Source organism: Phenylobacterium sp. GW821-FHT12F10, from assembly GCF_058806695.1.
Genome location: NZ_JBXAPY010000005.1, coordinates 14,455 through 41,239 on the forward strand (window position 1 = coordinate 14,455; position 26,785 = coordinate 41,239).

Sequence of the window (26,785 nt, forward strand, 5' to 3'; positions counted from 1 at the left end):
CGCAAACCGCATCAATGCCTCAACCCGGCGTCGGAACTTGAGGCAACAACATCGGCTTCCGGCATTGAGCTGAAGGTCTGCTTCTGGCGGATTGTGTTGAAAAAGGCGGTCGCTGGGCGGGTTGCGAGGTTGGCGCGAGCGGCGACGGTGGCCCCTCAGGCGGTTGTGGTGACCGGTGGCGGGATCAGCTTGGCGAGTTTCCGCAGGTTTTGGGCTGTGGCTGCGAGGTGGAACTCATCTCGGGCGCCTTGAGGACCACGAAGGCGCAGGCGGTCGAGCTTCAGGATACGTTTGAGGTGCGCAAACAGCATCTCCACCTTCTTCCGCTCTCGTCGTGAGGTGACGTAGGCGTCGGTCTTGGCGATCTCGCGAGCGATGTCCCGGGCGCCTTCGTAGATCGAGCGGGTCACTTTCCGCGCCGGTGTGTTGGGCGAGCAGCGGCTCTTCAGCGTGCAGGCGTCACAGTCGGCCTTGCTAGCCCTGTATCGATAGGTGTCGTCGGGCGGCGCGTTGGGCCTGGGTGTCCGGAAGGCGCGGCGATTGCGCTTCAGGGTCTTGCCGGCTGGACAGCGATAGATGTCGGCGGCTGGGTCATAGGTGAAGTCGCTGCGGGCGAAGGTCCCGTCGTCCCGGCCGGACTTGTCGATGACGGGGATGTGCGGCGCGATCCGCTGCTTGTTACCAGCCAGTCGAGCATCTCGGCCGAGCCGTAGGCGGTGTCGGCGGCGATCCGCGCAGGCAGTAGATCGTGGCGCTCAGCGACCCGCTCAATCATCGTCCTGACCGCGCCCACCTCGGCCTGGCGGACCGCGGTGGTCGCTTCGACATCGACGATCACCGCATGATCGAGGTCGATCAAGTAGTTGGTGGAGTAGGCGAAATACGCGGCCCCCTTGTCGGCGCCGGTCCAACGCGACGCTGGATCGGCCGGGGAGATGAACTTCGGAACGACCGGTGTCGCCCCGCCAAACGCAGCGTCATCGAGCACCGCCAGATACTCGTTGATGGCGCGGCTGGCCGCCTCCGGCGGCAACCCGTCGGCGCCCCGGACGCTCCGCTGGCGATTAGCGTCGGCCTTGATCAGACTGGCGTCAGCGGCGAAGCCCTCGCCGCCCACCAGGCCCTCGCGCATGCAACGGTCAACGACCGCCTCGAACAGGTGGCGCAGCAGATCGCTCTCGCGGAAGCGACCGTGACGGTTCTTCGAGAAGGTCGTGTGATCGGGCACGTCGCCGTCAAGGCCGAGCCGGCAGAACCAACGGTAAGCGAGGTTGAGATGGACCTCCTCGCACAGCCGCCGCTCCGACCGGATGCCGAAGCAGTAGCCCACGATCAGCATCCGGATCAGCAGCTCGGGATCGATCGAGGGGAGGCCGATCGGGCTGTAGAACGGCGCCACGTGCGCCCTGACGCCTTCCAGATCCATAAACCGATCTATCGACCTCAGCATGTGGTCGGCAGGTACATGGCGCTCGAGCGAAAACTCGTAGAACAGCGCCGCCTGATCGATCCGATGATCACCCATCATGGCCGACTCTCCTTCCCGCAATGGAAGTGAATCAGCCCCGCATCACCGCTTCAACCCGCCTTTTTCAACACAATCGGCGCTTGCCGGACCTTGAATTGCCAGCCTGTGAGGATGCTCGCCCTGCAAGCCTCCTAACGGGCGCCGCCGTGCAGCTTGCCCACCCTCAGTTGCTCTCCTGTCGAGTTGGACGGCATTGCGCCGCCGGGGAGGCCGGGACCGTGGAGCGAGTCGCAGCCGGCTAATCCGATAGCGGCTTGAGCACGGCCCAGGGCTCGACCCTGAGCGCCTCTGCCAAGCGCCCAATTGCCTTAGCCTAGGGAGGCCGCGTCCAGCGCTCAAGATCGCTTAGGTAGCCGATCATCCCGCTCGGTCCCACGAGTTCCTGCATAGTCACCCTTTTGCCCGCGTTACCCACTACCGGGCCCAGGCATCTGGCTGACAAAATCCTCACGACGTCGCGCACCCGCCGCGCCACCGCATGAGGCTTAGATGCAGTACCAAATGCCCCCGAGCGAAACTGACTTCACCGTGATTGATCGGTTGCCGGCCGTCTTGGCCCGCATCGGAATGAAGCGATCGTGGCTCTATCGTGAGATTGCCGAGGGGCGCTTTCCTCGGGCTCGGAGAGTCGGCGCCCGCGCAGTCGGTTGGCTCCGCGCCGATGTCGTCGCTTGGGTTGAGGCTCGAGGACGGTGAAGCGGACCCCACGGAGGCGCAAAGATTACAAATATAATTTCCATGTCGTGACGCTTGGCTGGGGCTCTCAGCGGACACCGCCGCACGCCCACAGAAGAGCCAGCGAATGAACAGCTATCAGCATCTGCCCGACCGTGAAGAACCCGCGCCAGCGCATGCGGCCCGCCGCGGAGTTGCTGCAGCTAGGGTTCGACCTTATGGCGGCGGCCGCCGCCACCGCCGATACGGGTCGGAACTACGTCGAGCGGTCTGCCGACTTCCGGGATGGTCTGATCATTGCGCTATTGGTGCATAGGCCCATGCGGGCAGCCAACGTCGCGCAGATCCGCATTGGGAAGCATCTTCGTCCTTCCGCGGGCGGCTGGTCCGTCACCTTCAGTTCGGAGGAGATGAAGGCTCCTCGGGCGTTCGAGTTCGGCTGGCCTTCTTCACTGGTGGCCGGGCTCAATGAGTACCTCCAGGTCTATAGGCCTCGACTGCTCCGCCGGGTGGGGGCGGAAGCCACCGACGCCCTTTTCGTGTCGACGAACGGACGCGCATTTGACGCCAATCGCGTGGGCGAGCGAGTATTTCTTCGGACTCGAGCGGCCTTTGGAACGCCGGTGAATGCCCATGCCTTTCGGTCAATCGCCGCGACGACAATCGCCACCGAAACGCCAACGAACATCACGGACGCAGCGAAGGTGCTTGGTCATGCATCTCTTCGAACGACGAGGGCGCACTACATCCAAGCGCAGGCGATAGACGCCGGCCGAACCATGCACAGGGCGCTTGAGGAGTTGCGCTCCACTGCCCGACGACGGGGCGACAGGTAGTCAGGTCCAATGCGGGTTGAGACGCCTTGGGTGGCATCCGTTTCGAGGCCGCCGCGCTTTCTTGGCCATGCTTCGTTGGCATCGGAATTCAGAAATGTTGCGCCGAATTCCGGGCCGTTGGTATTGTTGTTGGCATATATCTCCCGGTAAAATTTAACTTATTGAAAAATAATGTGTAAAGCGAGATATATGAGTCCTGACGGCCCCACCAGCAAGCCTCCGCGGGCGCCGGCACGCGACCCTCGGCGCGGGCTGCGACAGCCGAGGTTTGGGCTAGGTCCCACGAGGAGGCCTATTTGCGCGACTGTCTGGCAGTCGGCGCAGTCTGAGGTCGATTTGTCTCCGCGCCCGATGGCCTGACGGAGCCTTCGCCACTTACGAGAACAGGTGACGCCCTCGTTTCTTGCGATCGGCAGGATCATCAGGGCACCCATCCCTCAGGACGTTCACCCTAGGAGCGGAGACGAGATAGGCCCGGTAGCGGGCGGCGGGTCCGGCGCCACGCGCGCCGCGATCGATGTCGCCAGCAGGGGTGACGCGTGAGAAGCAGCGCAGGAGGTCGCGGGGTTCGAGCCGGCGCGCCAGATCGACGATCAACCCCGGTTGGCTGAGGTCCGGACGAACGGCGGGCGCGCCGTCGTAACGCGCGCGTTCGGTGATCTGGATTATGGGGGCGTCGATCAAGCGCTCGGCCGAGAGCTGTGCGAGGGCCCCGTAGCTGACCGTGCCGATCCAGGCGGCGTTTTCCTCAACGCGCCGCAGGTCGACCGCGATCGAGAATTCCCTCCACCCGCGGAGCGGAAGGATCGGATCGAAGGTGCCGAAGGCGCGCGATTGCGGCGCGGCCATATAGATGAGCGCCAGGGCCGAGAGGCTGAAGCCCACGGCGATGGCGACGCCGCGCCAGACACGGGCCGCCATGACCTGGGACCCGCGGTCGGCCGCGACTGCCGCGCAGATGACCAGGGACGCGAACACCGGGACCGGCCAGTGGCCCTGCACACGGTCGTGCAAGCTGTGCAGCAGTAGGTAGGCGACGAACGGCGCACTGGTGGCGATCGGCAACAGGAGGTGAACCGCGCTGGGGTCGAACCGCTCGGCCCAGCCGTGCCGGGCGCCGCGATGGGCGTAGATCGCGATCATCGGGTTGAGAAGGAAGACCTGGCTGATCAGCAGGTCGGCCAGGTGGGCAGGCGAGAAGCCGGAGGGCGCCGCCCGTCCGAACTGCTTGGCGAAGGTGATCCACTGATGATCGGCGTTCCAGACCACATTGACGCTGAAGATTGCGACGGCGGCGAGGGCTGCGGACCAAGGCCAGGGTGATCTGAGGATCCGCCTTCCCTCTGGCAGCAGCCCCAGCCAGAGCAGCACGCCGGGAGCGAGGAACAGGGCCGAGTACTTCGAGAGGACCGCCAGGCCGGCCGCGATGCCCGCCGCGGGCCACCACCCTTGGGAACCGCCGGCCCAGACCTTGGCCAGGCACCAGATCGTGACGATCCAGAACAGCGTCGCCGGCGCGTCCGGCGTCGCCAGGATGCCGCCCAACCCGATGGTGGTTGTCGCGTTGTACCAGACCGCCGAACGTAAGGCGGTGGCGGGGCGCGCGCCAAGCGTGCTGGCGACGGCCGCCACGAAGCAGGTCGCGAGTCCAGTCGCGAGGACCGACACCAGACGCACACCCAGCGGATTGTCGCCAATGAGGGTGACGCCGAGGCGGATCCACCAGGCGATCATAGGCGGATGGTCATAGTAGCCGAATTGCAGGTGCTCGGACCAAAGCCGGTAGTAGGCCTCGTCTTCAGTGAGGTGGATCCAGCGGGCGGCGAGCAGACGCAGCACCGTCAGGCCGATCGCGACCGCAGCCACCTGGATGTGGAGACGGCGCGATCTCACCATACCGCGAGGGACGTCGTGACGAAGTTCCACGCCGCGCCCACACCGGCGCCGGCGAGGCCTGCGAGCCACCAGATCGGAACGTGCTCGTGCAGCATGGCGGCCACGGCGACATTGGCGGCCAGACCGACACTGCAGAGCAGGCAGAACCGCAGGTATCCCGTGAGCAGGGCCAGGCCCCGCTTCCGGCGGTCCCGATAGGTCACCAGGTTGTTGATCAGATAGTTGGAGGTCATGGCGGTGAGGGCCGCGACAAGTTGGGCTTCGGCGAAACCCACCCGCAACATGCCACGCAGGACCGTCAGGTGAATCGCCACGCCGCCGGCGCCGACGAGGCCGAATAGCAGCAGGCGCGGCGACAGGACGTCATGGCTGAGCTTGGAGGCCAGCAGGCCCAGGTAATGCGCCACCACCCCGCCATCGAGCTTGCTGTCGCCGGAGGTGCGGGGGCGGAAAGCGTAGGGCAGTTCGAGGCAACGCGGCGGACTCGGCTGCGAAGCCAGGATGTCGAACAGCACCTTGAAGCCCTGATTGTTGAGCCGCGGCGCGACGGCGTCGATCAGCGGGCGGCGGATCATGAAGAAGCCGCTGACCGGATCGGTCAGCTCGGCCGACAGGGCCTGACGTCCAAGCCAGTTGGCGAAACGGCTGCCCAGGCGTCGGCGGGGCCCCAGGGCGGAGGCGTCGGCGCCGAGCCCGGCCAGGAACCGGCTGCCGATGACAAGGTCGGCCTGGTCAGCCCGCAGGGCCGCCAGCATGGTGGGCAACAGGGTTTCGTCGTGTTGCAGGTCGCCGTCCATGACCGCGACATAGGGCGCGGCGCTGGCTAGAGCGCCTTCGATCACCGCGCCGGCCAGTCCGCGCCGGTTCATCCGATGCAGACATTGAACCCGCCCATCCAGGGCGGCGATGCGCTTGACGGCGTCTGCCGTGCCGTCTGGCGAATCGTCGTCGACGAAGATGACCTGCCACACGACGTCGACGAGGACCGCATCCAGTCGTGCGACCAGTTGGCCGACATTGCCACACTCATTGAACGTCGGAACGACGATGGTGAGTTCCAGCCCGCGAGCCGCCGCCGACGAGCGCGAGCACGGGGTTTCGTCGGAGGACGAGTCTGCGGGCTCAGCGGCCAAGGTGTCGAGCAAGGAATACCCTCCCCCCCGATGCCGGGGCTGGTGATGTCTTTTGAACGACGACGCGGTCGCCGAAGCGCCTCATCATTTTCTTTGGAGGCAGATCGACGTCGGCGGCGTCTTGATTCTTAGACTGGAGCGCGGGGTGCGCATGAAGCCGGCTGATCGATGGCGCACCGGGGTGCGACGGGCCGCCCTGGGGGCGATTTCGGCGCTGACGACGCCAAGCGTCGGATGGTCCGCAGACGTCGTTCCGATCCCCGGCTATTGGGAGATCACCAGCATCGCCACCCTGATCATCAGCTCCAAGACTGTGGAGCAAAAGTGCTTCACCGACGGAGACATCTCCAAGTTCCTGCAAGGGCCGAGCAATCGCCACTACACCTGCACCTATCCCACCCGCGTCGTGGGCGATGGCCACATCCTGTTGCAGGGTCGTTGCGTGACGAAGCGCGGACAGGTCGCCTTGATCAGCGCGAGGGGCGACTACGCGGCCGAACACTTCCGTCTGACGGCGCGACTGCGGACCAAGATCGCGGGGGCGCCGCTTGCGGCGACCGCCACCACCACCGCCCGTCGGATTGGCGATACCTGTCCTGACAAGGTGCCGTCCTAGGTGTGTAGTTCCAGCTTCTGATGGTGCATCATCGATCCTGAGGGGTCAGAAGGAGGATCTACTTTGGGAAGCGTTTATCACGGCTGCGCCCGCACGACGCCGCGTATTCGAGCCGATTTCCAAGCGGCGCAAGAGAGCAGCAGGGCCCTTGCCGTTCGCTACGGCCACAATCCCAAGACCGTACTCAAGTGGTACAAGCGGCCAGGCCGACCACGGCCCACTCCTATCAGGGTGACCAGCCTGATCCCAGACTTCGCGCTGGTTCTGCGTTGGTCGTCAATGACCCCATTAAAAGACGATTGCAGCGCAGATCGGCGGCCGGCCGCCCCTCTAACTTAGGCGATCTAGCCGCAGGCGCTCGCGCTTGTCGGTCAGGTGCGCCGCCGACAGATAGGCGACGGCCACTGCAGACAGGCCGCTTCCGCCTGACAGCAGGAACATGAGCAGGATCTGGTATTTCACCGCCTCCAGCGGGTCGAGGCCGGCCAGGATCTGTCCGGTCATTATGCCCGGCAAGGTCACGATCCCGGCCGCCGACATCTGGTTGATGATTGGCAGGAGTCCGCGGCGGATCGCGGTCCTGACCAGGGGCGCCATCGCCCCGGCGTAGGTTTCCCCTAGCGCGAGCCGCGCTTCGATAGCGGATTTTTCCCGGCTCACGCCGCCCAACATGCTGTCGAGGGCGATGCTCGCAGCATTGAGGACGTTGCCAAGGATGATGCCCGCCAACGGTATGGCGTAATGGGGGTCAAACCATGGATCTGGCCGGATCGCCGTGGTGAGGGCCAAAATCGCGGTCAAGGCGGTGGCCACCGCGACGCTGCCTGCGCCGATCAGGTAGTTCGCCTGCCCCTTGAAACGCCGCTCCGACCGCGTGGCGACTTCGCGGCCCGCCACCAGGACCATGACCACGACGATCAAGACCGTGGAGGCCGGATTGTTGAGCGCGAAGATGAAACGCAGCAGATAGCCGACCGCCACCAGTTGGATGACCATGCGCACCGCGGCGATGGCGATCTGCCTGTGCATGCCAAGGCGAAGGGCGATCGAGATCACGGCGTCGAGGACAATCAGCGACGCGGAGATCGCCAAGTCCTCGGATGAAAGCAGGATGGGGGTCACAGGAGGGCCAGGCGTCCCTGGCGCATTTCGTAATGCCGATTCCCAAGCCTCTGCGCCTGAACCGGATCGTGGGTGACCAGGACGAGGATCAAGCCCGCCTTGAGGCGGGCCCGCAGCACCGCCTCGGTGCGAAGGATGCTGTCGCGATCCAGCGAGCTGGTTGGCTCATCGAGCAAAAGCACCGGGGGCTCGAGCATGAGGGCCCGGATCAGCGCCAAGCGTTGTTTCTCCCCGGTCGAAAGGCGCGATACCAGGCCCTCAAAAAGTTCGGCCTTCAGCCCCAGGCCTTCGGCCAGGGTCCGCGCGGCGTTCAACTGAGATGGCGCGAAATGTTCGGCGACCCGGTCCGCCCACCAGCCGGCTTCGGCGGCCACATAGACGACCTGGCGACGCCACGAAGGCGCGGAGCATTGGCTTCGCGCGACCGCCCCCAGCACAACCTCGCCGTCGTTTTCGTCAAGGTCGGCGATCATGCGCAGCAGCAGGGATTTGCCGGACCCGGACGAGCCCGTGATCGACACACAAGAACCTGGGGCGATCTCGAAGTCGAACGGACCGGCGAGGCGGCTCGACAGGCCACGAACCTGGAACATGCTCACCTCACCTCAGTTCGGTCCGGCGCGACCGCGGACGTGGCGTCCCGCCGCGGGCCGCTGGCCTGGAGGGCCATGACCGCGGCAAGCGCGATGCCGGCTCCCATTGTCCAGCCGGCCAGCACGTCGGTCGGCCAGTGGACGCCCAGATAGACCCGGCTGACGCCGATGGCGACAACCAGCAGCGCCGCGCTGACCAGCAAGACACGTTTCACCGAGGCGCGCGGATTGCCTGCCGCGAGAAGGGCCGCAAGGGTCAGGTAGACGACCGGGGCCATGACGGCGTGACCGCTCGGGAAGCTCGCCGAATAGACGAGATCGTGCTGGGCGACCAGGTTTGGCCGGGGTCGGTTGATAAGGTGCTTGATTGCCTCGGCTGCGACTTGGGCGAAAATCACCGCGCCGCCGAAGATCAAGGCTTGGGTCCTCCGTCTGTGCAGGATCAGCAGGACGATCGCCAGGCCGGAGATCAGCGCGAGCGCCGTGAACCCGCCCAAGGCCGTGACATCGCGCGCCGACTCCTGCAGCCACCTCGGTCCGAGCGGCGTTGCGAGATCAGCGGGCGTCCGAAACGAGAGCAGGACCGCCCGATCAAAGGGCGTCGTCTCCTGCTCGCGGACCTCTCCCGTCAGAGCCAGAAACGCCCAGACCCCCACCATCAGCGCGAGACAGCCAATGAGGAGACGCACTTCCGTGCGGCGGACAAAATGACGAACGGCGTTAGGTCTCGCGGCTGGGGACAAGAGGCTCGCGGAGGATTTCCGATGAGTTCGCGGAGGATGTTGAACCATCATGGATGCCCCTTAGCCGATAAGCCATTGCAGACCACAGGACTTCCCTTCGACCCCACGCTTGCCTCAGGGTCAGCAGTTAGGCGGCCGTGGTCTCCAATGCGGCGCTGTCCGCCCATATCCTTCACGCCGGAAACCGTCATGGCGCTGCCCCTATGGGGATCTGTGTCGGAAAAGACTGAAAGCCCAGACAGTTTGGTCAAAGTCGCCAGCAGACGCCTTCCCGGAAGCGGGGCGCCTCATTCGGGCGATCCGAAAGTGGCCTTCGCTTCGGCGATATAGTCACGGGTGAGGGGCGCTGCAGTCTGGCGTCGGGCGATCTGCAGTTGGAATACGACGATGTCCTCGAACCGGAACGCCGCCTCCGCCATCGACAAGTAGTACTCCCATAGGCGGCAAAACACTTCGCCGAACAGCGCCACCGCCTCAGGCCGCCGCGCCAGAAATGAATTGCGCCATGCGCGAAGGGTTTGGGCATAGTGGAGGCGAAGCACCTCGACGTCGGTCACCACCAGTCCAGCTCGCTCGATGACCGGTAGAATCTCCGACAAGGAAGGAATGTGGCCTCCTGGGAAGATGTGCTTGGTAAGCCACGGGTTGGTCAGGCTCGGGATGTCCGATGAACCGATGGTGTGCAGCAGCATGACGCCGTCATCGGTGAGGCGGCTTTTGCATGCCTCGAAGAATTCGGCGTAGTGGGGCAATCCTACATGTTCAAACATGCCCACGGAGACGATCCGTTCAAAGCGCCCCTCAACGGCCCGATAGTCCTGCAGCGCAAAGCTGACCTGGTCGGAAACCTGTTGGTCAGCTGCGCGCTGACGGGCCTTGGCGAGCTGTTCTGCTGATAGCGTCACCCCGAGCACCCTGCTCGCATTCGCCGCCTCGGCCAGAAAGCAGGACAGTCCACCCCAGCCGCAACCTATATCCAGCACGCGGTCGCCCGGACGAAGCGCGAGTTTCGCCGCGACGTGGCGCATCTTCGCCACCTGCGCCTGGGCGAGCGTCTGCTCAGGGTGCTCGAAGTAGGCGCAGGAATATTGCCAGTATGGATCCAGGAAGAGTTCGTACAGGCGATCGTCCAGATCGTAGTGATGACTTACATTCCGCCGCGATGACTCCGGGTCATTGCGACTGAAGCCTCGGGCGAGCGCGCGAAACCGGTCGATCCACCGCGCTGTCCAGGGCGTCTCGTCCTCCGCAGCGTCCTGCAGGATCAAGACCAGGAAGTCATAAATCGATCCCTGATCGAGGACGAGACGGCCCTGGGTGAACATCTCCCCGGTCTTGAGATCTGGATCGATAAGGACGCCCCAGATGGAGGCGGGGTCGGTGAATCGGGCGACCACGGCATTGCCCGTCCCGTCACCGAAGCACAGGCGCTCGCCATCGGGCGCAATGATCACCAAAGTCCCCGCACGGACCTGGGGTCCCAGGGCGCGGCGAAGGAGACGCGACGCCAGCATCATCGCGCGCGCCGGTGCTGATCCCAGGGTGTGCGGCGGGCTTGAGCCTGCGCTGCGGGCCGACCGTGCACGAACCGGTAGGGTAGGACTGGGTCCATGACGGGGGGCCTCAAAGGCGCCCTGACGAAAGGACTTCGCCGGGTCGCTTAAGGGAACGACGTCACCGTCGGGCCATATCCTCCGACCTAGTACCTGTAGTCGAGCCTGACGCCGACGGTGCGCGGCCGCTGGGGCGTGATGGCGGCCTCATGTCCGAACCGGAAGGGATTGCCAAAGGCGAAGGTGTTGGCCCGCCCATCGGCTGGGTTGTCGAGAAACAAGGCGCCTGTCCAGCGCTCCGATTCCAGGGCCGCCTGCAGACGTCCGGAAAAATAGTCGCCCATCCGGTAACTGGACTGCGCGTCAAACGTGAGGTGCGAAGCTCCGATGTAACCCATCGCGGCGTCCAGTTTCAGCTCAAGTCCAGATTGCAGAGGGCGATGATAGCTGACGCCGAGACTCGCCGTGACCGCGGCGACACCAGGTAAGCCGGCATCGCTCTGAGACCGGAAGGCGGGGTTACGTTTGGTGATCTGGGGATCGTTGAGCAGACCGGCTGCGCGCAGCTCCCAGTGGTCGCTGGCGCGCCAGGTCGCCTCAAGTTCGACGCCCCGATTTGCGCCGTCGCCGACGTTGACCGCATAGGACAATCCGGAGGGAAGGAACTGATCAGTCTGGATATTGCGCCAATCGGCGAAGAAGGCCGCGGCGCGCAGATGAAGCTGACCGTCGAGCAGGGAGAGCTTGGTTCCGACTTCGTAGTTCCAGAACTCATCAGGGTCGAATTCGTGTTCGGGGTGACCGGCTTCACCGTCGAAAGCCTGGTCGATCGGCCCGGCGGTATTGACGCCTCCGGCCCGATAGCCTTCCGAAACCTGCCCATAGATCACGATGTGATCTCGGGGTTGAAACCTGACGGCGAACTTTGGCGAGAGGCCAGCGGCGTGCCCGGTCGCGGAGAAGTCGCGACGTGACATGCCTTGAACCACCGTCGACATCACGTCGAAATCGAACCTAAACCATCGCACGCCTGCGACCAGGGTAAGTTGCTCGGTCAGGTCGTAAGAGGCCTCGCCATAGACCGCGAATTCGCTGAGTTCGTCCACCCGGCGCTCTCCGTAGCGCTGGCCGCGTGAAGGTGTCCTCTGATTGAGCTGCGTCTCCTGCGTAGAATTGCCCGACGATAGAAATCCCCCCGCCAGCCACCGCCAAGGCTGGCCCTGCGGGGAGGTGAAGACTATCTCATTGACTTGCAGGTCGATGTCCTGCGAGTCGTCCAGTGCCGCGACCCCCTGAGCAACGCCGAATGCGGGCAAGGCAAGTGAGGCGTCATAGCGGCTCGTGAAATGGTGGCTCAAGCTCGCGCTCGACGCCACGAGGCGCCCCCAGGGGCCTTGCCCCTCAAGTGTCAGGTAACGCTCGTCAAAATCATTGTCGTGAGGTTCCCGCACGGCGTTGCCGCGGCTAAGGCGCCCGCTGACCGTCGTAGCGTATTGGGTGTCGGCGGTGAGGATCGATTGATGGATTAAGCCGCCGGTAAGGGACCAGTCGTCATTGATCGCGGCCTTGAGGGCGGCCCTCCATCCGTCGCGCTCGAAGTGATTGATCCGCCGGACCGCCAGATTGACGTCATCGACATAGCCGCTGGCGGCTTCGCGATAGACGGACCCCCGAAACGCCAATCGGCCAGCCACGATCGGGCTGTTTAGGGTTGCGGAGATGTCGTGGTTGAGGCCGCCGGATTGGGTCGCGGACCCGCTGACCGAGACGTCTGCGGACCAGGCGTCCAAATCGGGCTTTCGGGTCACGATGCGGACGATGCCGCCGATGGAGCCAGCACCATAAAGGGTGCCCTGCGGACCGCGCATGACCTCCACCTGATCGATATCGACAAGTTTTAGGTCGGGGTCTGGGGCATTATAGGTGATAGGCACATGGTCGACATAAAGCCCCACGGTCGACTGGGTCTGTCCGGTGAACGCGCCGTCCGACATCCCCCTCAGGAAGATCTTGTCGCGCCCGGGTCCTAGATTGGTCACGGTCATGCCGGCAACCTGATCGGCCAGCGCCGTCAGGTCTCCAACACCTCTGGCCTCGAGCTCCCGGCCGGCGACAGCGGTGATGGAGTATGGGGTGCGACCGGGCAGATCCGTTCGCCGACCCGACGTGACGACCAGTTCCCCCAGCTCGACAATTGGCGCTGGGGCTGGCGGCGGCAGCGTCGACGGGTGGGCCTTGGAGGGGCGGCGACGGATCAGGATCGTTCGCGTTTCGGGAATCACGGCGATGCAGCCCGAGGCGTCCATGAGGCGGGCCAGAGCATCGGCCAGTTCGTAGCGGCCCGACAGCTTGGGGCTTGAACCTCGACAGGCGCCAAGGTCGCCGCCGAGAGATACTTCCGCCTGGAGGGCGAGTTCGAGCAGTGCATCTGAGACCGGCTGGGCCGGTATGTGAAATCGATAGACTTTGGGGGCCTGACGCGGCGCCCCCCAGGCTGCCGAGGTCGGCGTCAGCGCCAAACCATAGACCGCGAGGCCCATGAGTCCGCCATAGGTCCATCGCCCGCGTTTCACGCGCGAGACCTTACCGCGACTCGCGGGCCATCAGGTGTGTTTCGTCAGGCTTGATGACGGCTTTCACCGGAAGGAAGGTTTCCAGCGAATGCAGCATGGGCTCCTCGCGGTCAATTCGCAGGGATCCCGTAAAGCGTAGATGCAATGCGCTTGGGTCGACAACGACGGGCTTGCCGAAGTAGCGCGAGAGATCCCTTGAAACCTCTGTCAGGGGGCGATTGTGGTAGATCAGGAGCCGTCGACGCCAGGCGAAAGCGTCCTCGGGATCGACCTTTTCAACTCGGCTGCCCGTCGCACCCTCCGTGTGGCTCAACTGCTGGCCGGCGACCAGTTTTGCTTCGGGCGCGCGACCGGCCTGGCCGACGGCGACGATTCCACGCTTGACGGTCACCCTGAGCTGTCCGGCGTGATGCAGGATGTTGAACTCCGTCCCCAGAACCGTGACGGCTCGATCTCCAACGCTCACCACAAAGGGCCGTGTGGCGTCATGCGCCACGTCGAAGGCGGCCTCACCCTCAATAAGTGAAACTGTTCTCTGACCACGTTGCATGCGCACCGCGATTTCTGTCTCCCCGTTCAGAACGATGCGTGAGCCATCGTCGAGGGACACAGTCTGGAGCTGACCCGTGCCGCTCCGGTAGACTTGGGGATGATCTTGCAGCCCCGGAACGATGAAGAGCAGGGCCGCAGCGGCAATGGCTGCGGCCGCCCCAAGTGCTTGTAGCCATCCGGCTGAAATCCGCCGCGACGTCTGGGGCCGGAAGGGGACCACGACGCCAGTCGACGCTTGAAATGGCGCTATCTCGGTCAAACCCTCGATTTCGATCCAGGCTGTCTCGATCTCCCCATAGGCGGCGCTGTTGGCTGGTGAGGCCTCTAGCCACTCGCGATAGGCCAGCCAGTCGGCCTCGGTCGCGTCGTCGTCCTGCAGGCGCACAAACCACGCCAAAGCCTGCTCGCCCGGATCGGTGTGAATTCTGGTCATCGAATCCCTGACGTCGCCATGGACACAACGTCTTTCAGAAACTGTTTCCCTGGCGACAATTTAGTCACAGTCATCGCCTCACCTTGGCAACCAGGTGGCGCAAGGCGTCGATCATGTGCTTTTCGACGGCGCTTCGCGACATTCCAAGCCGAGATGCGATCTCGGCATGCCCCAGGCCCTCGAATTTATGCAAACGGAAGACCCTCTGGGTTCGTTCGGGCAGGGCTTCAAGGGCGGTTATGACCCTCTGAAGCTGCTGCCGCGCGGCGACAACGGCTTCCGCGTCGGGGATGTCGGCAATGTCCTCGGCTGCGGAGAGGACATGGTGCGTCGTGCGCCAAGCATCGTCTCGGGCGGCGGCGCGGTGCTGTTGGCGCAGACGATCGAGCATAAGATTGGCCGCAAGGCGATAAAGGTAGGCGCCCGGATTGCGGATTGCTTCATCCGACTGCGTCATGGTGACCTTGAGATAGAGGTCCTGAACGAGATCTTCGGCTTCCGTCATGGAATGAAGGCGGGCCAGGAAGAACCGTCTCAGTCCCAGTCGCCGTTCGAAATAGGCCGTCATCAGAGGCGTTGGCGTCTTGTTGTCCACGTCGCGTTGACCCCGGTCTTGCCGCGCCAGTTGGTTAGCAGGCTCGCGCCCTAGGCGCACCCGTTCCGGATATTTTTGAGGCGCAGGCCTCCACGCATCGTCCCTTCATTGGGTGGCGACGGCTCGATCGTCTGGGCCGACCAACGGTGCAAGGGAATTCATGCGCATCTATTGCGACTTTGACGGGACGGTTACACGTCGCGACACCACAGATCTTGTCCTTGGCGCGCTGGCTTCGCCGGCCTGGGAAAAGTTGGAAGTCGCCTGGGTGAGGGGACAGATCAGCGCCGCCGAGTGCATGCGCCGCCAGATCAGCCTCATCCAAGGGTCCGACGAGGCCCTCGACGCCGTTCTCGATTCCGTGGAGATCGACCCCACCTTTTCGGGGTTTGTCGCCTGGTGCGAAAACCACGGCCTGCCGCTGACAGTCGTCAGCGACGGGGTGGATCGGTTCATTGGCCATATCCTTCGGCGGCACGCCTTGGGCCATGTGCCGGTGGTCGCCAATCGGCTGGCGGGCCGCTCCGATCGGTGGCGCCTGAGGCAACCGCACATGAAGCCGGGCTGCGCCGCAGGGTCCGGGGTCTGCAAATGCGCCGTGGCGACGCAGCCTTCCAGCGGACCCATCGTCTTCATCGGCGACGGCCGCTCGGACTTCTGTGTCTCGTCGCGCGCCGATATCCTCTTCGCCAAGGACAGTCTCGCCCGCTACGCGGCCGGCAGAGGCAAGGCCTTCCATGCCTTCACATCCTTTGACGACGTGACGCGCGCCCTAGCGCGGTCGATGGCGCCGTCGTCAGCGCCGCCCAAAGTCCGCGCTCTCAGCCTCTGAATTCAGGAAACACCATGTACGACACTGCTGAGGCCCCGGTGGCCAATCACGACCAATTGCGGGCCATGGAGGCCGAGTACTGCTCCTGGGGCGACACCGTCCACTACATGCCGGAGCCCAAATATTTCGAAGGTTGCGACGGCTCATTCATGTTCGACGCCGAAGGCTGTCGGTTCCTGGATCTGCAGATGTGGTACTCCGCCGTCAACTTCGGCTACCGAAACCCCCGCCTAAACGCCGCCGCCCACCGGCAGCTGGATCAGCTGCCCCAGGTGGCCTCCCAGTACCTGCACCGGGAGAAGGTCGAACTCGCCGCCATGATCGCCCGCGACGCGGAGCGGAAATTCGGCGCCAAGGGACGGGTGCATTTCAATGTCGGCGGCGCCCAGGCCGTGGAGGATTCGCTCAAACTGGTGCGCAACGCGTCCGGCGGGAAGAGCCTGATGTTCGCCTTCGAGGGCGGCTATCATGGGCGCACGCTGGGCGCCTCTGCGATCACGTCATCCTACCGATATCGCCGCCGCTTCGGCCACTTCGGCGACCGGGCCCAGTTCATCGAATTCCCGTATCATTTCCGCGGCCCCAAGGGCATGAGCAAGGAAGAGTACGGGCTCGAATGCGTGAAGAAGTTCGAGCGGCTGTTCGAGACCGAGTATAACGGCGTCCTCGACACCAAGACCGGCCAGGCCGAGTTCGCGGCCTTCTACGTGGAGCCGATCCAAGGCACGGGCGGCTATGTGATTCCCCCGCCCAACTTCTTCATCGAGCTGAAGAAGGTGCTCGACCGCCACAACATCCTGCTGGTGGTCGATGAGGTCCAGATGGGCTTCTTCCGTACCGGCAAGCTTTGGTCGATCGAGCACTTTGGCGTCGAGCCCGACATATTGGTGTTCGGCAAGGCGCTGACCAATGGGCTGAATCCGCTGTCCGGCCTCTGGGCCAAGGAAGCCCTGATCAATCCTACCGTCTTCCCGCCTGGCTCCACGCACTCCACTTTCAACGCCAATCCCATGGGCACCGCCGTCGCGCTCGAAGCCATGAAGATGATGGCCGAGACGGACTACGAAACCATGGTCATGGCCAAGGGCGCCTACTTCCTGGAGGGGCTCCGGGAGCTACAGACCCGCTGGCCGCAGATCGGCGATGTCGACGGCCTGGGGCTCGCCCTGCGCGCCGAAATCTGCCAAGCCGACGGCTTCACCCCCAACAAAGCACTCCTGGACCGGATCGCGGAGGAGGGCCTCAGGGGCGATGTCGAGATCGATGGCGAACGCCTGGGTCTGATCCTCGACGTGGGCGGCTACTACAAGAACGTCATTACCTTCGCCCCGTCCCTGGAGATCAGCCTCCCCGAGATCGACCTGGCCCTGAGACTTCTGGACGCCCTCCTGCGCCGTTGCGTGGACTAGACGTCGGTGCGGCCCTTGTTCCTGCACCTGGATGACGCCCTGGACGGTCAGGTCTCACTGCTTGACCGTGGATGCGCCGCGGGGGGGCGGAGGATCGCGGCCCAGGACCTTGGTCCGTCCTTGCGCCTGTGGAGCCGGCCCCTGGCGCTCAAGTACCTCGAAGACAGATTGTGGAGCGCTGCGCCCGCATGCCCCCCAGAGATCACCTTCGCCGGCTCAGGCGACTTTCACCACATCACACCGCTCCTGTTGGCGCGCGCGATCGAGGCCTCGGGCGTCGATCAGGTGACCGTGGTGCATTTTGACAACCACCCAGACTGGGTCCGCTTCCCCAACGGCCTGCATTGCGGGTCCTGGGTGGGGCAGGCCGCCAGGCATCCGAAGACGGCGCGCCTGATCACCGTGGGGGTCTGCAGCAACGATATTGATCGTAGCGAAACCAAGGGTGCCGACCTGGGACTTATCCAGGACGATCGGGTGGAGCTATATCCTTATCGTTCGCCGAGAGGCGGGGCGTTCGTCCACCTGGGCGGCCGCGAATGGCCGACTATCCTCTCCATCGGCGAGGATGGGTTCGCCGACTTCCTGGCCAGGAGAATTCAAACCCGGGCTGTCTATCTCACCATCGACAAGGATGTTCTGCGGGCCTCCGACGCCGTCACCAACTGGGACCAGGGTCAGACCAGCTTTGGTCTCTTGAGGGCGCTGATTGAGAAGATTGGATCACAGCATCGCCTGATCGGCGCCGACGTCGTCGGTGACTGGTCGCGGCCACGCTATGGCGGCGGCGTGGCGGACGCCTTGCTCAAGCGCGGGGAGGCTTTGCTCGACCAGCCGTGGTCGCAGCCCAATCCCGTCTACGCGATGCAGGTGAATGAAGCCATCAATCTGCGCCTCTTGGAGCTCTTCGCGGAGGTCTGTCCATGATCGCGATGGGGTTAGGGCGCAGCGTCAGCCTGGTGGCATTCTGCATCGCCGCTGAGGTGGCTCGAGAACTGGCGTTCAAGCATGCGACGGACAGGGCGGGGGATAGCAAGAACCTGGCGCTGGCCTTGGCACAGGAGCCCTTGATCTGGATTGGGATCCTCCTGTGGCTTCTCGAAACCATCGCGTGGCTGGTTGTGCTTCAACACGTGCCCCTGAGCGTCGCCTTTCCCGCGATGATGCTGGTCTATGCCAGTATTCCGGCCGCGGGCGCCTTGTTTCTGGGTGAACGGCTCAGTCGAAGCCAACTGATCGGCGTCGGCTTTGTTGTGTTGGGCGTTGGCTGCGTCAGTCTTTCGGATCTCCAGGCATGAACCCGACGCCTGATCCCAGCCGCGTAGTGCCCAGCGGGGGTCAACGCCCCGGCGCGCACGCATCAGCCGGCCGACACTTGTCGTGCACAAGGTTGGGGCGAAATGACTGATCAGAGTTTCCGCCTTAAGGGCACGCGCCGCACGGGAGTGCTGCTGCTCCATGGCCTGACCGGCGCACCCAGCGAAATGAAGTTTCTGGCCCGCCGACTTCATCGGCAGGGATTCGACATCTACGCGCCTCAGCTGGCGGGACATGGCGGCGACGTTCGCGCCTTGCTCGCCACGACTTGGCGCGATTGGCTTCAATCTGTGTGCGAGTCCTACGACGTCTACCGGTCCGAGGTCGATGAAATCTATGTGGCCGGTGTTTGCGTGGGAGGCGCCTTGGGCCTGCTGCTGGCAAACGAACGACCCGACATCAAGGCCTGCGCCGTCTACTCCATGACCTTTGAATATGACGGCTGGAATATGCGCCGGTGGTGCGGGGCGGCTGGACTCATCCAGGTGGTCGCCAACCTGCCCCTGCTACGGAAGATCAGCTTCGAGGAACCGTTCCCCTACGGGATCAAGGATCATCGCCTGCGCGATCGCATGATGCGCATGCCCGTGGAGTTCACCGATGGCGCCCTGGATCGCCTGCCGCTCGGCGCGCTTTACCAGATGTACCGGCTAGGCCGCCGGGTCCTGCGTACGGGGCGCGCGATCAAGGTCCCAACTTTGATCCTGCACGCCCGACACGATGACATGAGCCATCCGCGCAATTCCGAACGGTTACGCGACTGCCTGGGCGGTCCGACCACCCTCAAGCTGCTCGATGACAGCTATCACATGATCCATGTCGACCAGGAGCGTGACCGCGTTGCGGCGCTGACCGGCGTGTTCTTCGGCGCCGCGGAGCTTGCGCCGCCGCAACCGCGCGGAGCAAGTCATGCCTGAGGCACGGATCGTCGAGTCCATCACGGCCATTGGTCGGGACGCCTGGAGCCGAATCTTTCCGGGTGAAATCGAGTCCTTCGACTATCTGCTTGCCGTCGAACAGGCGGACTTGGCGGGCTTCCGGTGGCGCTATGTCCTAGTGGAGGAAGGCGGGCGCCTCGTGGCCGCGGCGCCAGCCTTCTTCACCGAATATCTTCTCGAGACCACGCTGAATCGAACCGGCCAGCGCGTCGCCGCCGCCATCCGCCACGTCTTTCCCGATGCGCTCACCCTCCATCTCGCATGCCTGGGTTCGCCCTGCACCGACACGGCGCTGCTGGGTTTCGACCCTGGCGCGGACTCCGACAGGCGGCTCGTCCTGCTTCGCCGCCTGTTGGCGGAGTTTGACCGCGCCGCCAAGGCGGACGGCTGCGGCCTACTGGCGGTGAAGGATGTTCCGGAAAACGCCCGCGACCTGTGGGCGGCGGCGCTCACCGCTCGCTATAGACCGGTTCCCGGCTTGCCTGTCGCGCAATTGGCGATCGATTTCGATTCCGTCGAAACCTATCTGGGCCGCCTCTCGGCCGGCACCCGGCGCGACATGCGCCGAAAACTGAGAGCGCGGCAGGCGGTGAGGGTCGAGGTTCGTCACGATCTTGAGGGCGTGATTGATCGGGTGATGTCGCTCTATGGGCAGACGCGCAGTCGCGGCGAAATGGCCTTCGAAGAGCTGACCCCGGCCTATTTCACGGGGGCCCTCGAACGGCTCGGAGGGAACGCAATATGCGTGCTCTACTATGCCGATGACAAGTTGCTTGCGGCGAATTTATTGCTGAAAAACAACGACCTGTTGCTTGACAAATTCTTCATGATGGATGCTGAGGCAGGGCGCGCATATAGTCTCTACTTCCTGAGCTGGTTTCAAAATCTCGAACTTTGCCTGCAAGAGGGACTGAGCCGTTACCAAAGCGGTCAGGCGGCCTACGGAAACAAGTTGCGGCTTGGAAGTACGCTGCTGCGAACCTCGATGTACTTTCGACACCGCAATCCGGTGCTGAACGGCGTCCTTCGCCTCGTTGCGCCGCTGCTTTCGGCAGACCTCGGTGCGGAGGCGGCCGCATGACGAAGTCTTCACCGTCCTCGCGGCAAAGGCGCTGGGCGTTCTGGTTACTTTGGGCCGCTATGCCCCTGCTCGCTGTGGGATATCAGATCGCCGCGGAGGAGGCCGCGCGCGCTCTGTCCAACAGGCCACTTGATCTGAATTGGTTGCGGTTCGCCGCCAGCCTGCCCTGGTTCCAGGCGTTGGTCATCATTGATGTGGTCAGCTTCGTCGCCTGGATGGTTGTGCTGGCCGAGTTCCAGCTGAGCGAGGCTTTCACCATTTCGGCGGTGGGCTACGTGCTCGTCATCGCGGTCAGTTGGACCGTGTTCGGCGAGCCGGCGGGGCCGTCGCAGATCATCGGCGCTGGCGCGATCCTGGTTGGAGTCTGGCTAATCGGCCGGAGGGAAGGCGCGCCGTGCTGATGACCTTGGCGTTGCGGAGCCTGCGCCACGGCTGGCGGCGGTTCGCCCCTGCTGTGTTCGCCGTTGGCTTCTCAGGGCTGCTGGTTCTGCTGCAGGCTGCGGTGATATTGGGGATATTCTCCCTTTCCAGCATCTATGTGACGCGGTCGACAGCGGACCTGTGGGTTGGGTTCCCGGGCGTGCAAAGTTTGGATCTTGGCCGGCCGATTTCGGGACAGGCCGAATTCTTCATGCGAACCCAGTCCGGTGTTGGCCGCATCGAGCCCTTCCTTTGGGGGTCTGGAGAATGGAAAACCGCCAACCACGGGGTGGTCAACGTCTACCTCGTCGGGGTGGATACCCAGCCTGGCGCCATGGCGCTTTCAAACGCGCTCGATCAGGACCTCCGAGCCGCCCTAGAGACGCCCGACAGCGTGGTGATCGACGCTGCTGACCGGCGCAAGCTTGAAGTCAGGGTTGGCGGTACGGCTGAGATCAACGGCCGCCGGGTGCGCGTCGCGGGTCTAACCTACGGACTGCGGGGACTGGGGGGGGTGAATGTCATCAGTTCGCTCGCCACAACTCGGAGGCTGGACCCTTCGTCGGGACCAGAGGGCGACGTCGCCTATTTTCTCGCTCGCGTGGGGAGCCCGGCGGCCGCCAAGGCCGTCGCCGCGCGCCTGAACACCATTGGCGCGCGGCGAGGTTTTGAAGCCCTCACGGCCGGCGGGTTCGCCGACCGGACGACCCGCTACTGGCTGTCGGAGTCTGGCGCGGGCGTCGCCTTCATTTTCGGAAGCATCGTCGCGGTGTTGGTGGCCGTGGTGATCACCAGCCAGACGCTGCTGGCGGCCGTGTCTGGCTCCATCAAGGAGTATGCCGCCTTGCGTGCGCTGGGATTTTCAATGTCCGCCCTGCGGACGATCGTGTTGGCGCAAAGCTTCTGGGTCGGCGCCTGCGGCATGACCATCGGGGCGGTCCTGACAGCCCTATTGGCGGTCGTCGCCAGGGCCCAGAACGTTCCAATCATCCTGTCCGCGGAGGTGATGGGCTTCGGCAGCCTGATCATTCTGCTGGTCGCGCTTTTGTCTGGGGTGCTGGCCCTGCGTCGTGTCGCCCAGGCCGATCCGGCGGCGCTCCTACTATGAGTGGAACCTCCATGTTCAAGCCTGTTGGCGCCGTCGCGTGCGCAATTTTGCTGACGACGGCCTGCGCGCCCGCCCGGGATGATCGCGTCCAGGCCCGGTCCGCGCCCCCGCCGGCCGCGGCGGCGCGCGGTGTGGTGGAGAGTGGCGCCGGCCTGATCAAGGTCAGCGCCGCCCGCGAAGGCTTGGTCACGCAGGTTGACGTTGAAGAGGGGGATCCTGTCGCCGCCGGGCAAGTCCTGGCGATCTTGGATGACCGCCAGTCTCAATTGCGCTTCGCGATCGATCAAGCCGAGCTGGCTGAGCAAAATGCGCGGGTGGGGACGGCGGACGCCAAGCTCTCAGGGGCCAGACGGGACCTAGAGCGGGTCCGCCGGCTTGTTCGCCTGGAGGCTGCGACGACCCAGGAGGTTGATCAGGCGATCACCGCAGAGCACGTCGCCGCCGGCGAAGCGGAGGAGGCGGTGCAGGCTGCCCGAGTGGCGATGGCCCGCGCACAGTTGTCCCAGGCCGAGATCGCCTCGCAGACCATCCGCGCGCCCGCGGCCGGCCTGGTGCTGCGGCGCATGGCTGTGGCGGGCGGATCCGCCACCGCGGCGTCAACGCTCTTTGTCATCGCGCCTGACGGCGGGCGCGTCGTTCGGGCGGAGCTGGACGAGTCCCTATCGGACCGAGTTCAGCCGGGGATGGCCGCAATGGTCTCCCGGGAGTTTGACGAAGGCGCACCGCAGCGCGCGCACGTCCTGCGCGTCGCAGAGTCCTTCTCGGGCGCATTGCTCAATGATGATCCTGCAGCCCGATCTGATAGTCGGGTGCTCAATGTCATCCTGGCGCTGGACGGCCGCCCGGCGTTCAGGCTTGGTCAACGAGTCCTGGTGCGGTTCACCAAATGAAACAGCGGTTTGTCACCGGAGTCACGATCGCAGCGTTGCTGGGGATGCAGGGGTGTGCGACCCCCGTCCCGTCGCCAGGGGCAAAGGCCGTCACAGACAGGCTCGTTCCCGCAGGTCCGTCGCCTTGGCGTCTAGATTTCGGGGATCTAGCTCTGAGAGACCTCCTTCGCCAGATAGATCTCGGTTCGCTCGACATTAAGATCGCCATGGCGCGCCTCGACCGCGCCGACGCCGAAGTCGCGGCGGCCAGAGCGCTGAGCCGCCCGCAGATCGAGATCGGCGTGAACGGGGCGGTTGGCGGACACAGTCTATCCGAGCAGGCGGCGGCGGGTTCACCCTCCCTGACTGCGACCTACGAGCTGGACATTTGGGGTCGAATGGCCAGAGCCCGTGACGCCCTAGAGCATGAGCGGCACGCGGTGATTTCGGAGGTCGTTGTCGCCCGGCGTCTGGTCGGGGCGGAGGCCGCTCAGGCGTACTTCACCCTGCGCGCCGCGCAGTCCCTGACCGATATCTTGGACTCTCGCCGTCGCGACGCCCAACGGCTGGTGGACCTGACACGAGCCCGTTACGCTGCGGGCCGCGCCAGCCGAGATGAGGTGTCATCGCGCACGCAGGCCGTCGCGGACCTCGACGCCGAACTCACGGCGGCGCGGTTAGACGCACGGCTCGAGACGCTACGTCTCGGCGTCTTGCTGGGCAACACGACAAATCCCATCATCCCGAGCGCCAGCTCATCCCCTTGGGTGTTCCCCTCGAATGAGCTGCTTTCGTCGGAGACGGTGACTGCCAGGCCGGACGTCGCCGCGGCCTATGCCCGATTGAAGGCGGCCGACAGTCGTCGGGCCGAAGCCGTCGCCGCGTCGCGACCCCGCTTCGTTCTCAGCGCCTCTCTAGGCGCCGCGGACCCGAGCGTCATCAATCTCCTGGATGCGAAGGCGCTCGTCTGGGCGGTGGCGGCGGAGGTGTCGCAATCAATCGTCGACGGGGGGGCTCGAAAAGCTCGGATTGGGGCGGCCTCGGCCGAGGTCGACCTTGCCGATCTCGCCTACCGCAAGGCGGTCGTCCAGGGGTGGGCGGATGCGCGCCGCGCCCTGGCTCAGGTGACGGCGGCAGATGCGGACCTGGCGAGGGCCGATGCGCGCCGCCTTACCGCAAACGAGCAAGTCACGATCGTCCGCCGTCGACATGAGGCCGGAGCGGCCGACGCCCTGGACATCCTGGGCGCTCAAGATGGGATCGCAACCGCGGAGATCCGCGTCAACGCAGCGAGACTTAGGGCGACCTCGGCCAGGATTGATCTCGCCCTTGCCGCGCCGGGAGCCTGACCATGCCGATGATCTCCGCAGTTGGCGTGGAAAAAACCTATGGCGAGGGCGTCGCGCAGATCGCGGCCCTGACAAGCATGGACATGGTGGTGACCGCCGGGGAGTTTCTGATGGTCACTGGCCCCTCCGGTTCCGGAAAGTCGACCCTCCTGGCGATACTATCGGGCCTGCTGCAGCCAAGCCGCGGCCATGTCGAGGTAATGGGGCGCAACCTCGGCGCCTCGAATGAGAAAGATCTCGATCATCTGCGACTGCATCAGTTTGGATTCATCTTTCAAGGCTTTCACCTCCTACCGTTTCTCACCTCGCTGGAGCAGGTGGCCATGCTGCCTGAGCGCCAGGGATTGTCGAAGGCCGCCGCGCGAACACGTGCTCTAGAGGCGCTGGAAGGGGTCGGCCTTGGTCACAAGCTGCATAGCCTGCCCGAGGCATTGTCGGGCGGTGAGAAGCAGAGGGTCGCGATCGCGCGCGCACTCGCGAAGCGACCGCAGATCATTTTCGCCGACGAGCCCACCTCCGCGTTGGATTCCGTCAATGGCGGCCTTGTCGCTGACCAACTCAGGGCCGCCGCCCTGCGCCAGGGCGCAACGGTTGTCTGCGTCACCCATGACGCCAGATTGATGACCCGCGCCACCCGCTTGGTCCAGATGGAAGACGGCCGGCTACGGGCCGCAGCGACGCCTGACACGTAGGCCGCGTTGGCTCGACGAGCACTGCCGGGACCGTCCGTGCCCCGCCGCAACGCGCCAGGAGGTCTTCCGCATCTCAAGCGCGGCGGGGTGGGGATCGAATTTTGAGGAGGTCCGACGGCCTCGGCGTCATCTAAATATGTCCTCCAGACCAAGCGTATCCCGAACCCTTCAATGCCAGGCCGGGGATGACTCCCGTCGCCTTGACGCGCCGGCTGTTCGTGCGGGCGACGCGCATTGTCCTTCCGGGCCATGCGAGGAAAATCGCCTGCCGGCGCGCGGTGCGCTTGTTCCAAACCGTCGGCCCCACCTGAGCGCGATGAGCCTTGGGGTCGGCGTGGTGATGGTCCAACTCATGGCGGCGCCGGCTTCTGCGCAGCCTGCCGCGCCAGCGATGCGCATGGCCGCCGTCTCGGCTGCGACGCCGGACCCGTGGCAGGCCTTCAACCGGCGCATGTACGACGTCAACGGGCGGCTGGACGACAGCATCTTCGCCCCGATCACCCACGCCTACATGTCGGCGGCTCCGCCGCCCCTGCGCAAGGCGTTCGGCGCGGCGATCGACAACATGCGAGAGCCGCGCACGACAATGAACGATCTGCTTCAGGCGCATCCTGGCCTGGCGGTGCAGTCCACGGGCCGATTTCTCATCAATTCCACCCTAGGGGTGTTTGGCCTCTTCGATGTGGCCTCTGCCTCAGGACTTCCGGTCCACCGCGCCGACTTCGGCCAGACCCTGGGACGCTATGGTGTCGGGCCGGGAAATTATGTCTTCGCGCCGGTGCTGGGCCCACTAGACCTGCGGGATGGTCTTGGACGGCTCGTTGATGCCGTGACCGACCCCCTGTCGCTCGTCGCTGGCGGCTGGACGACACCGTTCGGCGCATCACGGTTGGCGGCCTCCGCCCTGGACTACCGCGCGGACGCTGACGCCCAGATCAAGGCGTTGGGGCAGGACGCCACAGACCCCTATGCAACGGTGCGCTCGGCCTACGGGCAGCGCCGCGCCTATTTGGTCGGCCAGGCAAGGGGGGACGAGCCCGACTTGCCTGACTTCGATGCTCCCCCTGAGGCGCCCTAGACCGTGTCGCCAGATCCGACGCCGGCTCATCTGCTCTCGCCTGAATCCGCGCCGATGCGCGGGCCCACGCCTATCGCGGACGTCAAATGACCTTACAGAAAGCCACGACCGCACTTGGCCTGTGCTGCGGCCTCCTATCCGGTACGATGGCGTGGGGCCTGGAGCCTCCGTCAAGTCTTGCCGCATCGGCGATCTCGGCGCGCCGGGACGCTTCCGCCGAGGTTTTCGTCGCGCAGCAGGCGCAACGAGCGCTCACCATTCTGGCCGACCGCCGCCGTGGCTTGAAATCCAAGGACGACGACTTCGGAGAGCTGATCGACCAGGTCGTCGACGTTCCGAGAATCACGAACTTTGTCCTGGGCAAGTACGCCCGCACGATCACGAGCGACCAGCGGTCGCGGTTCGCAGCCGCCTTTCGCAAATATTACCAGAGCGCCTATGAGGCGCGTCTGGGCGACTACGGCGGGGAACAGATTTCCATCCTTGGCTCCACGATTAGGGGGCCGGAGGATGTCGTGGTCAGCAGTGTCGTGAGAGGGGGAGGCCTGAAACAGGATCTTCCAGTGGCCTGGCGGGTGATCTCCAGTGGATCGACCCGGAAGATTGTCGATGTCCAGGTCAAAGGCGTGTGGCTCTCGATCACCCAGCAGCAGGACTTTGTCTCAACGCTCGACAACGCCCACGGCGATATTGAGCTGCTCATAGCTCAGCTTCTCCGTGATCCTCACGCTCAAGCCAAGCGGCTGGCTCACAAGAGCTGAGGCGACGCACCTCGGCCGCCACGGTGCTCAACATTGCTGAGAATGCGCCACCGCCGGCCTCCCTCGATGGCTGCCGGCGCACG

The 26,785-nt window shown here is 64.6% G+C and carries 25 protein-coding genes and 1 pseudogene; 16 read left to right on the forward strand and 10 right to left on the reverse strand.

All coding sequences use genetic code 11. The features are described from left to right. Positions 1-155: 155 nt before the first annotated feature. A pseudogene (locus tag AC1RN5_RS21150) lies at positions 156-1,528 on the reverse strand (transposase). A 501-nt stretch (positions 1,529-2,029) separates the two neighbouring features. Between AC1RN5_RS21150 and AC1RN5_RS21155 the strand changes: the two are divergent. Both AC1RN5_RS21155 and AC1RN5_RS21160 read left to right on the forward strand, forming a co-directional pair. Beyond that, on the forward strand, positions 2,030-2,224 hold the full coding sequence (locus AC1RN5_RS21155) for a helix-turn-helix transcriptional regulator (RefSeq protein WP_493044084.1): 195 nt from the start codon (positions 2,030-2,032) through the stop codon (positions 2,222-2,224). Positions 2,225-2,358: 134 nt separating this feature from the next. Continuing rightward, a complete protein-coding gene (locus tag AC1RN5_RS21160; protein ID WP_493043683.1) occupies positions 2,359-3,039 on the forward strand; it encodes a site-specific integrase in 681 nt (226 codons plus the stop codon). 375 nt (positions 3,040-3,414) lie between these two features. Here AC1RN5_RS21160 and AC1RN5_RS21165 read toward each other — a convergent pair whose 3' ends face one another. Together AC1RN5_RS21165 and AC1RN5_RS21170 are read right to left on the reverse strand one after the other, a co-directional pair. Further along, entirely contained in the window at positions 3,415-4,965 is a 1,551-nt protein-coding gene (locus AC1RN5_RS21165; protein WP_493043685.1) for a glycosyltransferase family 39 protein, read from the reverse strand. Further along, the gene (locus tag AC1RN5_RS21170; protein ID WP_493043686.1) at positions 4,929-6,080 is read right to left on the reverse strand and encodes a glycosyltransferase family 2 protein; all 1,152 of its coding nucleotides are present in this window, start codon (positions 6,078-6,080) and stop codon (positions 4,929-4,931) included. Before AC1RN5_RS21170 ends, AC1RN5_RS21165 begins: the two co-directional genes overlap by 37 nt. 40 nt (positions 6,081-6,120) lie before the next feature. Here AC1RN5_RS21170 and AC1RN5_RS21175 point away from each other — a divergent pair, with 40 nt between their 5' ends. Continuing rightward, entirely contained in the window at positions 6,121-6,684 is a 564-nt protein-coding gene (locus AC1RN5_RS21175; protein ID WP_493043688.1) for a DUF3617 domain-containing protein, read from the forward strand. Positions 6,685-7,014: 330 nt separating this feature from the next. On the opposite strand, the gene AC1RN5_RS21180 is transcribed toward AC1RN5_RS21175, so the two are convergent. From AC1RN5_RS21180 to AC1RN5_RS21210, 7 genes are all read right to left on the reverse strand, one after another. After that, positions 7,015-7,806, reverse strand: coding sequence for an ABC transporter permease (locus AC1RN5_RS21180; RefSeq protein WP_493043690.1), 792 nt, complete (start codon positions 7,804-7,806; stop codon positions 7,015-7,017). Beyond that, positions 7,803-8,399 carry an ABC transporter ATP-binding protein gene (locus AC1RN5_RS21185; protein ID WP_493043692.1) on the reverse strand — a complete coding sequence of 199 codons (597 nt, stop codon included), beginning with the start codon at positions 8,397-8,399 and terminating at the stop codon, positions 7,803-7,805. The genes AC1RN5_RS21180 and AC1RN5_RS21185 overlap by 4 nt, the downstream gene beginning before the upstream one ends. 2 nt (positions 8,400-8,401) lie before the next feature. Then, positions 8,402-9,088, reverse strand: coding sequence for a phosphatase PAP2 family protein (locus AC1RN5_RS21190; protein WP_493043694.1), 687 nt, complete (start codon positions 9,086-9,088; stop codon positions 8,402-8,404). 341 nt (positions 9,089-9,429) lie between these two features. Continuing rightward, a complete protein-coding gene (locus AC1RN5_RS21195) occupies positions 9,430-10,596 on the reverse strand; it encodes a class I SAM-dependent methyltransferase (RefSeq protein WP_493043696.1) in 1,167 nt (388 codons plus the stop codon). A gap of 245 nt (positions 10,597-10,841) precedes the next feature. After that, positions 10,842-13,235: a TonB-dependent receptor gene (locus AC1RN5_RS21200; RefSeq protein WP_493043698.1), complete on the reverse strand. Its 2,394-nt coding sequence runs from the start codon at positions 13,233-13,235 to the stop codon at positions 10,842-10,844. Between the two features lie 43 nt (positions 13,236-13,278). After that, entirely contained in the window at positions 13,279-14,253 is a 975-nt protein-coding gene (locus AC1RN5_RS21205) for a FecR family protein (RefSeq protein WP_493043700.1), read from the reverse strand. A 70-nt stretch (positions 14,254-14,323) separates the two neighbouring features. Then, a complete protein-coding gene (locus tag AC1RN5_RS21210; protein WP_493043702.1) occupies positions 14,324-14,848 on the reverse strand; it encodes an RNA polymerase sigma factor in 525 nt (174 codons plus the stop codon). 160 nt (positions 14,849-15,008) lie between these two features. Here AC1RN5_RS21210 and AC1RN5_RS21215 point away from each other — a divergent pair, with 160 nt between their 5' ends. The 13 genes from AC1RN5_RS21215 to AC1RN5_RS21275 all read left to right on the forward strand — a co-directional run bounded on the left by AC1RN5_RS21215 (position 15,009) and on the right by AC1RN5_RS21275 (position 26,702). Then, positions 15,009-15,680, forward strand: a complete 672-nt coding sequence (locus tag AC1RN5_RS21215) for an MtnX-like HAD-IB family phosphatase (RefSeq protein WP_493043704.1) — start codon at positions 15,009-15,011, stop codon at positions 15,678-15,680. A gap of 14 nt (positions 15,681-15,694) precedes the next feature. After that, the gene (locus AC1RN5_RS21220) at positions 15,695-17,089 is read left to right on the forward strand and encodes an aspartate aminotransferase family protein (RefSeq protein WP_493043706.1); all 1,395 of its coding nucleotides are present in this window, start codon (positions 15,695-15,697) and stop codon (positions 17,087-17,089) included. 15 nt (positions 17,090-17,104) lie between these two features. Then, complete coding sequence (locus AC1RN5_RS21225; protein WP_493043708.1) at positions 17,105-18,016, forward strand: arginase family protein; 912 nt, start codon at positions 17,105-17,107, stop codon at positions 18,014-18,016. Next, complete coding sequence (locus tag AC1RN5_RS21230) at positions 18,013-18,387, forward strand: EamA family transporter (protein ID WP_493043710.1); 375 nt, start codon at positions 18,013-18,015, stop codon at positions 18,385-18,387. The genes AC1RN5_RS21225 and AC1RN5_RS21230 overlap by 4 nt, the downstream gene beginning before the upstream one ends. A 102-nt stretch (positions 18,388-18,489) precedes the next feature. Then, a complete protein-coding gene (locus AC1RN5_RS21235) occupies positions 18,490-19,323 on the forward strand; it encodes an alpha/beta hydrolase (RefSeq protein WP_493043712.1) in 834 nt (277 codons plus the stop codon). Then, positions 19,316-20,425, forward strand: a complete 1,110-nt coding sequence (locus AC1RN5_RS21240) for a GNAT family N-acetyltransferase (RefSeq protein WP_493043714.1) — start codon at positions 19,316-19,318, stop codon at positions 20,423-20,425. The genes AC1RN5_RS21235 and AC1RN5_RS21240 overlap by 8 nt, the downstream gene beginning before the upstream one ends. Then, entirely contained in the window at positions 20,422-20,826 is a 405-nt protein-coding gene (locus tag AC1RN5_RS21245) for a DMT family transporter (RefSeq protein ID WP_493043715.1), read from the forward strand. The genes AC1RN5_RS21240 and AC1RN5_RS21245 overlap by 4 nt, the downstream gene beginning before the upstream one ends. Continuing rightward, entirely contained in the window at positions 20,826-21,953 is a 1,128-nt protein-coding gene (locus AC1RN5_RS21250; protein ID WP_493044086.1) for an ABC transporter permease, read from the forward strand. The genes AC1RN5_RS21245 and AC1RN5_RS21250 overlap by 1 nt, the downstream gene beginning before the upstream one ends. 11 nt (positions 21,954-21,964) lie before the next feature. Further along, on the forward strand, positions 21,965-22,843 hold the full coding sequence (locus tag AC1RN5_RS21255; protein ID WP_493043717.1) for an efflux RND transporter periplasmic adaptor subunit: 879 nt from the start codon (positions 21,965-21,967) through the stop codon (positions 22,841-22,843). 44 nt (positions 22,844-22,887) lie between these two features. Beyond that, the gene (locus AC1RN5_RS21260) at positions 22,888-24,171 is read left to right on the forward strand and encodes a TolC family protein (protein ID WP_493044088.1); all 1,284 of its coding nucleotides are present in this window, start codon (positions 22,888-22,890) and stop codon (positions 24,169-24,171) included. A gap of 2 nt (positions 24,172-24,173) precedes the next feature. Further along, positions 24,174-24,863 (forward strand): ABC transporter ATP-binding protein, encoded by a 690-nt coding sequence (locus AC1RN5_RS21265; RefSeq protein WP_493043718.1) that lies wholly within the window; start codon positions 24,174-24,176, stop codon positions 24,861-24,863. A gap of 397 nt (positions 24,864-25,260) precedes the next feature. Then, positions 25,261-25,941, forward strand: a complete 681-nt coding sequence (locus tag AC1RN5_RS21270; protein WP_493043720.1) for an MlaA family lipoprotein — start codon at positions 25,261-25,263, stop codon at positions 25,939-25,941. Positions 25,942-26,027: 86 nt separating this feature from the next. Further along, positions 26,028-26,702: an MlaC/ttg2D family ABC transporter substrate-binding protein gene (locus AC1RN5_RS21275; RefSeq protein WP_493043722.1), complete on the forward strand. Its 675-nt coding sequence runs from the start codon at positions 26,028-26,030 to the stop codon at positions 26,700-26,702. Positions 26,703-26,785 lie beyond the last annotated feature (83 nt).

What these genes read in the sequence shown, in the direction of transcription:
- AC1RN5_RS21155 (WP_493044084.1), top strand. Translation starts at nt 2,030, where the DNA reads ATGCCCCCGAGCGAAACTGACTTCACCGTGATTGATCGGTTGCCGGCC.
- AC1RN5_RS21185 (WP_493043692.1), bottom strand. Translation starts at nt 8,399, where the DNA reads ATGTTCCAGGTTCGTGGCCTGTCGAGCCGCCTCGCCGGTCCGTTCGAC.
- AC1RN5_RS21200 (WP_493043698.1), bottom strand. Translation starts at nt 13,235, where the DNA reads ATGGGCCTCGCGGTCTATGGTTTGGCGCTGACGCCGACCTCGGCAGCC.
- AC1RN5_RS21205 (WP_493043700.1), bottom strand. Translation starts at nt 14,253, where the DNA reads ATGACCAGAATTCACACCGATCCGGGCGAGCAGGCTTTGGCGTGGTTT.
- AC1RN5_RS21215 (WP_493043704.1), top strand. Translation starts at nt 15,009, where the DNA reads ATGCGCATCTATTGCGACTTTGACGGGACGGTTACACGTCGCGACACC.
- AC1RN5_RS21220 (WP_493043706.1), top strand. Translation starts at nt 15,695, where the DNA reads ATGTACGACACTGCTGAGGCCCCGGTGGCCAATCACGACCAATTGCGG.
- AC1RN5_RS21230 (WP_493043710.1), top strand. Translation starts at nt 18,013, where the DNA reads ATGATCGCGATGGGGTTAGGGCGCAGCGTCAGCCTGGTGGCATTCTGC.
- AC1RN5_RS21235 (WP_493043712.1), top strand. Translation starts at nt 18,490, where the DNA reads ATGACTGATCAGAGTTTCCGCCTTAAGGGCACGCGCCGCACGGGAGTG.
- AC1RN5_RS21240 (WP_493043714.1), top strand. Translation starts at nt 19,316, where the DNA reads ATGCCTGAGGCACGGATCGTCGAGTCCATCACGGCCATTGGTCGGGAC.
- AC1RN5_RS21245 (WP_493043715.1), top strand. Translation starts at nt 20,422, where the DNA reads ATGACGAAGTCTTCACCGTCCTCGCGGCAAAGGCGCTGGGCGTTCTGG.
- AC1RN5_RS21250 (WP_493044086.1), top strand. Translation starts at nt 20,826, where the DNA reads ATGACCTTGGCGTTGCGGAGCCTGCGCCACGGCTGGCGGCGGTTCGCC.
- AC1RN5_RS21255 (WP_493043717.1), top strand. Translation starts at nt 21,965, where the DNA reads ATGTTCAAGCCTGTTGGCGCCGTCGCGTGCGCAATTTTGCTGACGACG.
- AC1RN5_RS21260 (WP_493044088.1), top strand. Translation starts at nt 22,888, where the DNA reads ATGCAGGGGTGTGCGACCCCCGTCCCGTCGCCAGGGGCAAAGGCCGTC.
- AC1RN5_RS21265 (WP_493043718.1), top strand. Translation starts at nt 24,174, where the DNA reads ATGCCGATGATCTCCGCAGTTGGCGTGGAAAAAACCTATGGCGAGGGC.
- AC1RN5_RS21270 (WP_493043720.1), top strand. Translation starts at nt 25,261, where the DNA reads ATGGCCGCCGTCTCGGCTGCGACGCCGGACCCGTGGCAGGCCTTCAAC.
- AC1RN5_RS21275 (WP_493043722.1), top strand. Translation starts at nt 26,028, where the DNA reads ATGACCTTACAGAAAGCCACGACCGCACTTGGCCTGTGCTGCGGCCTC.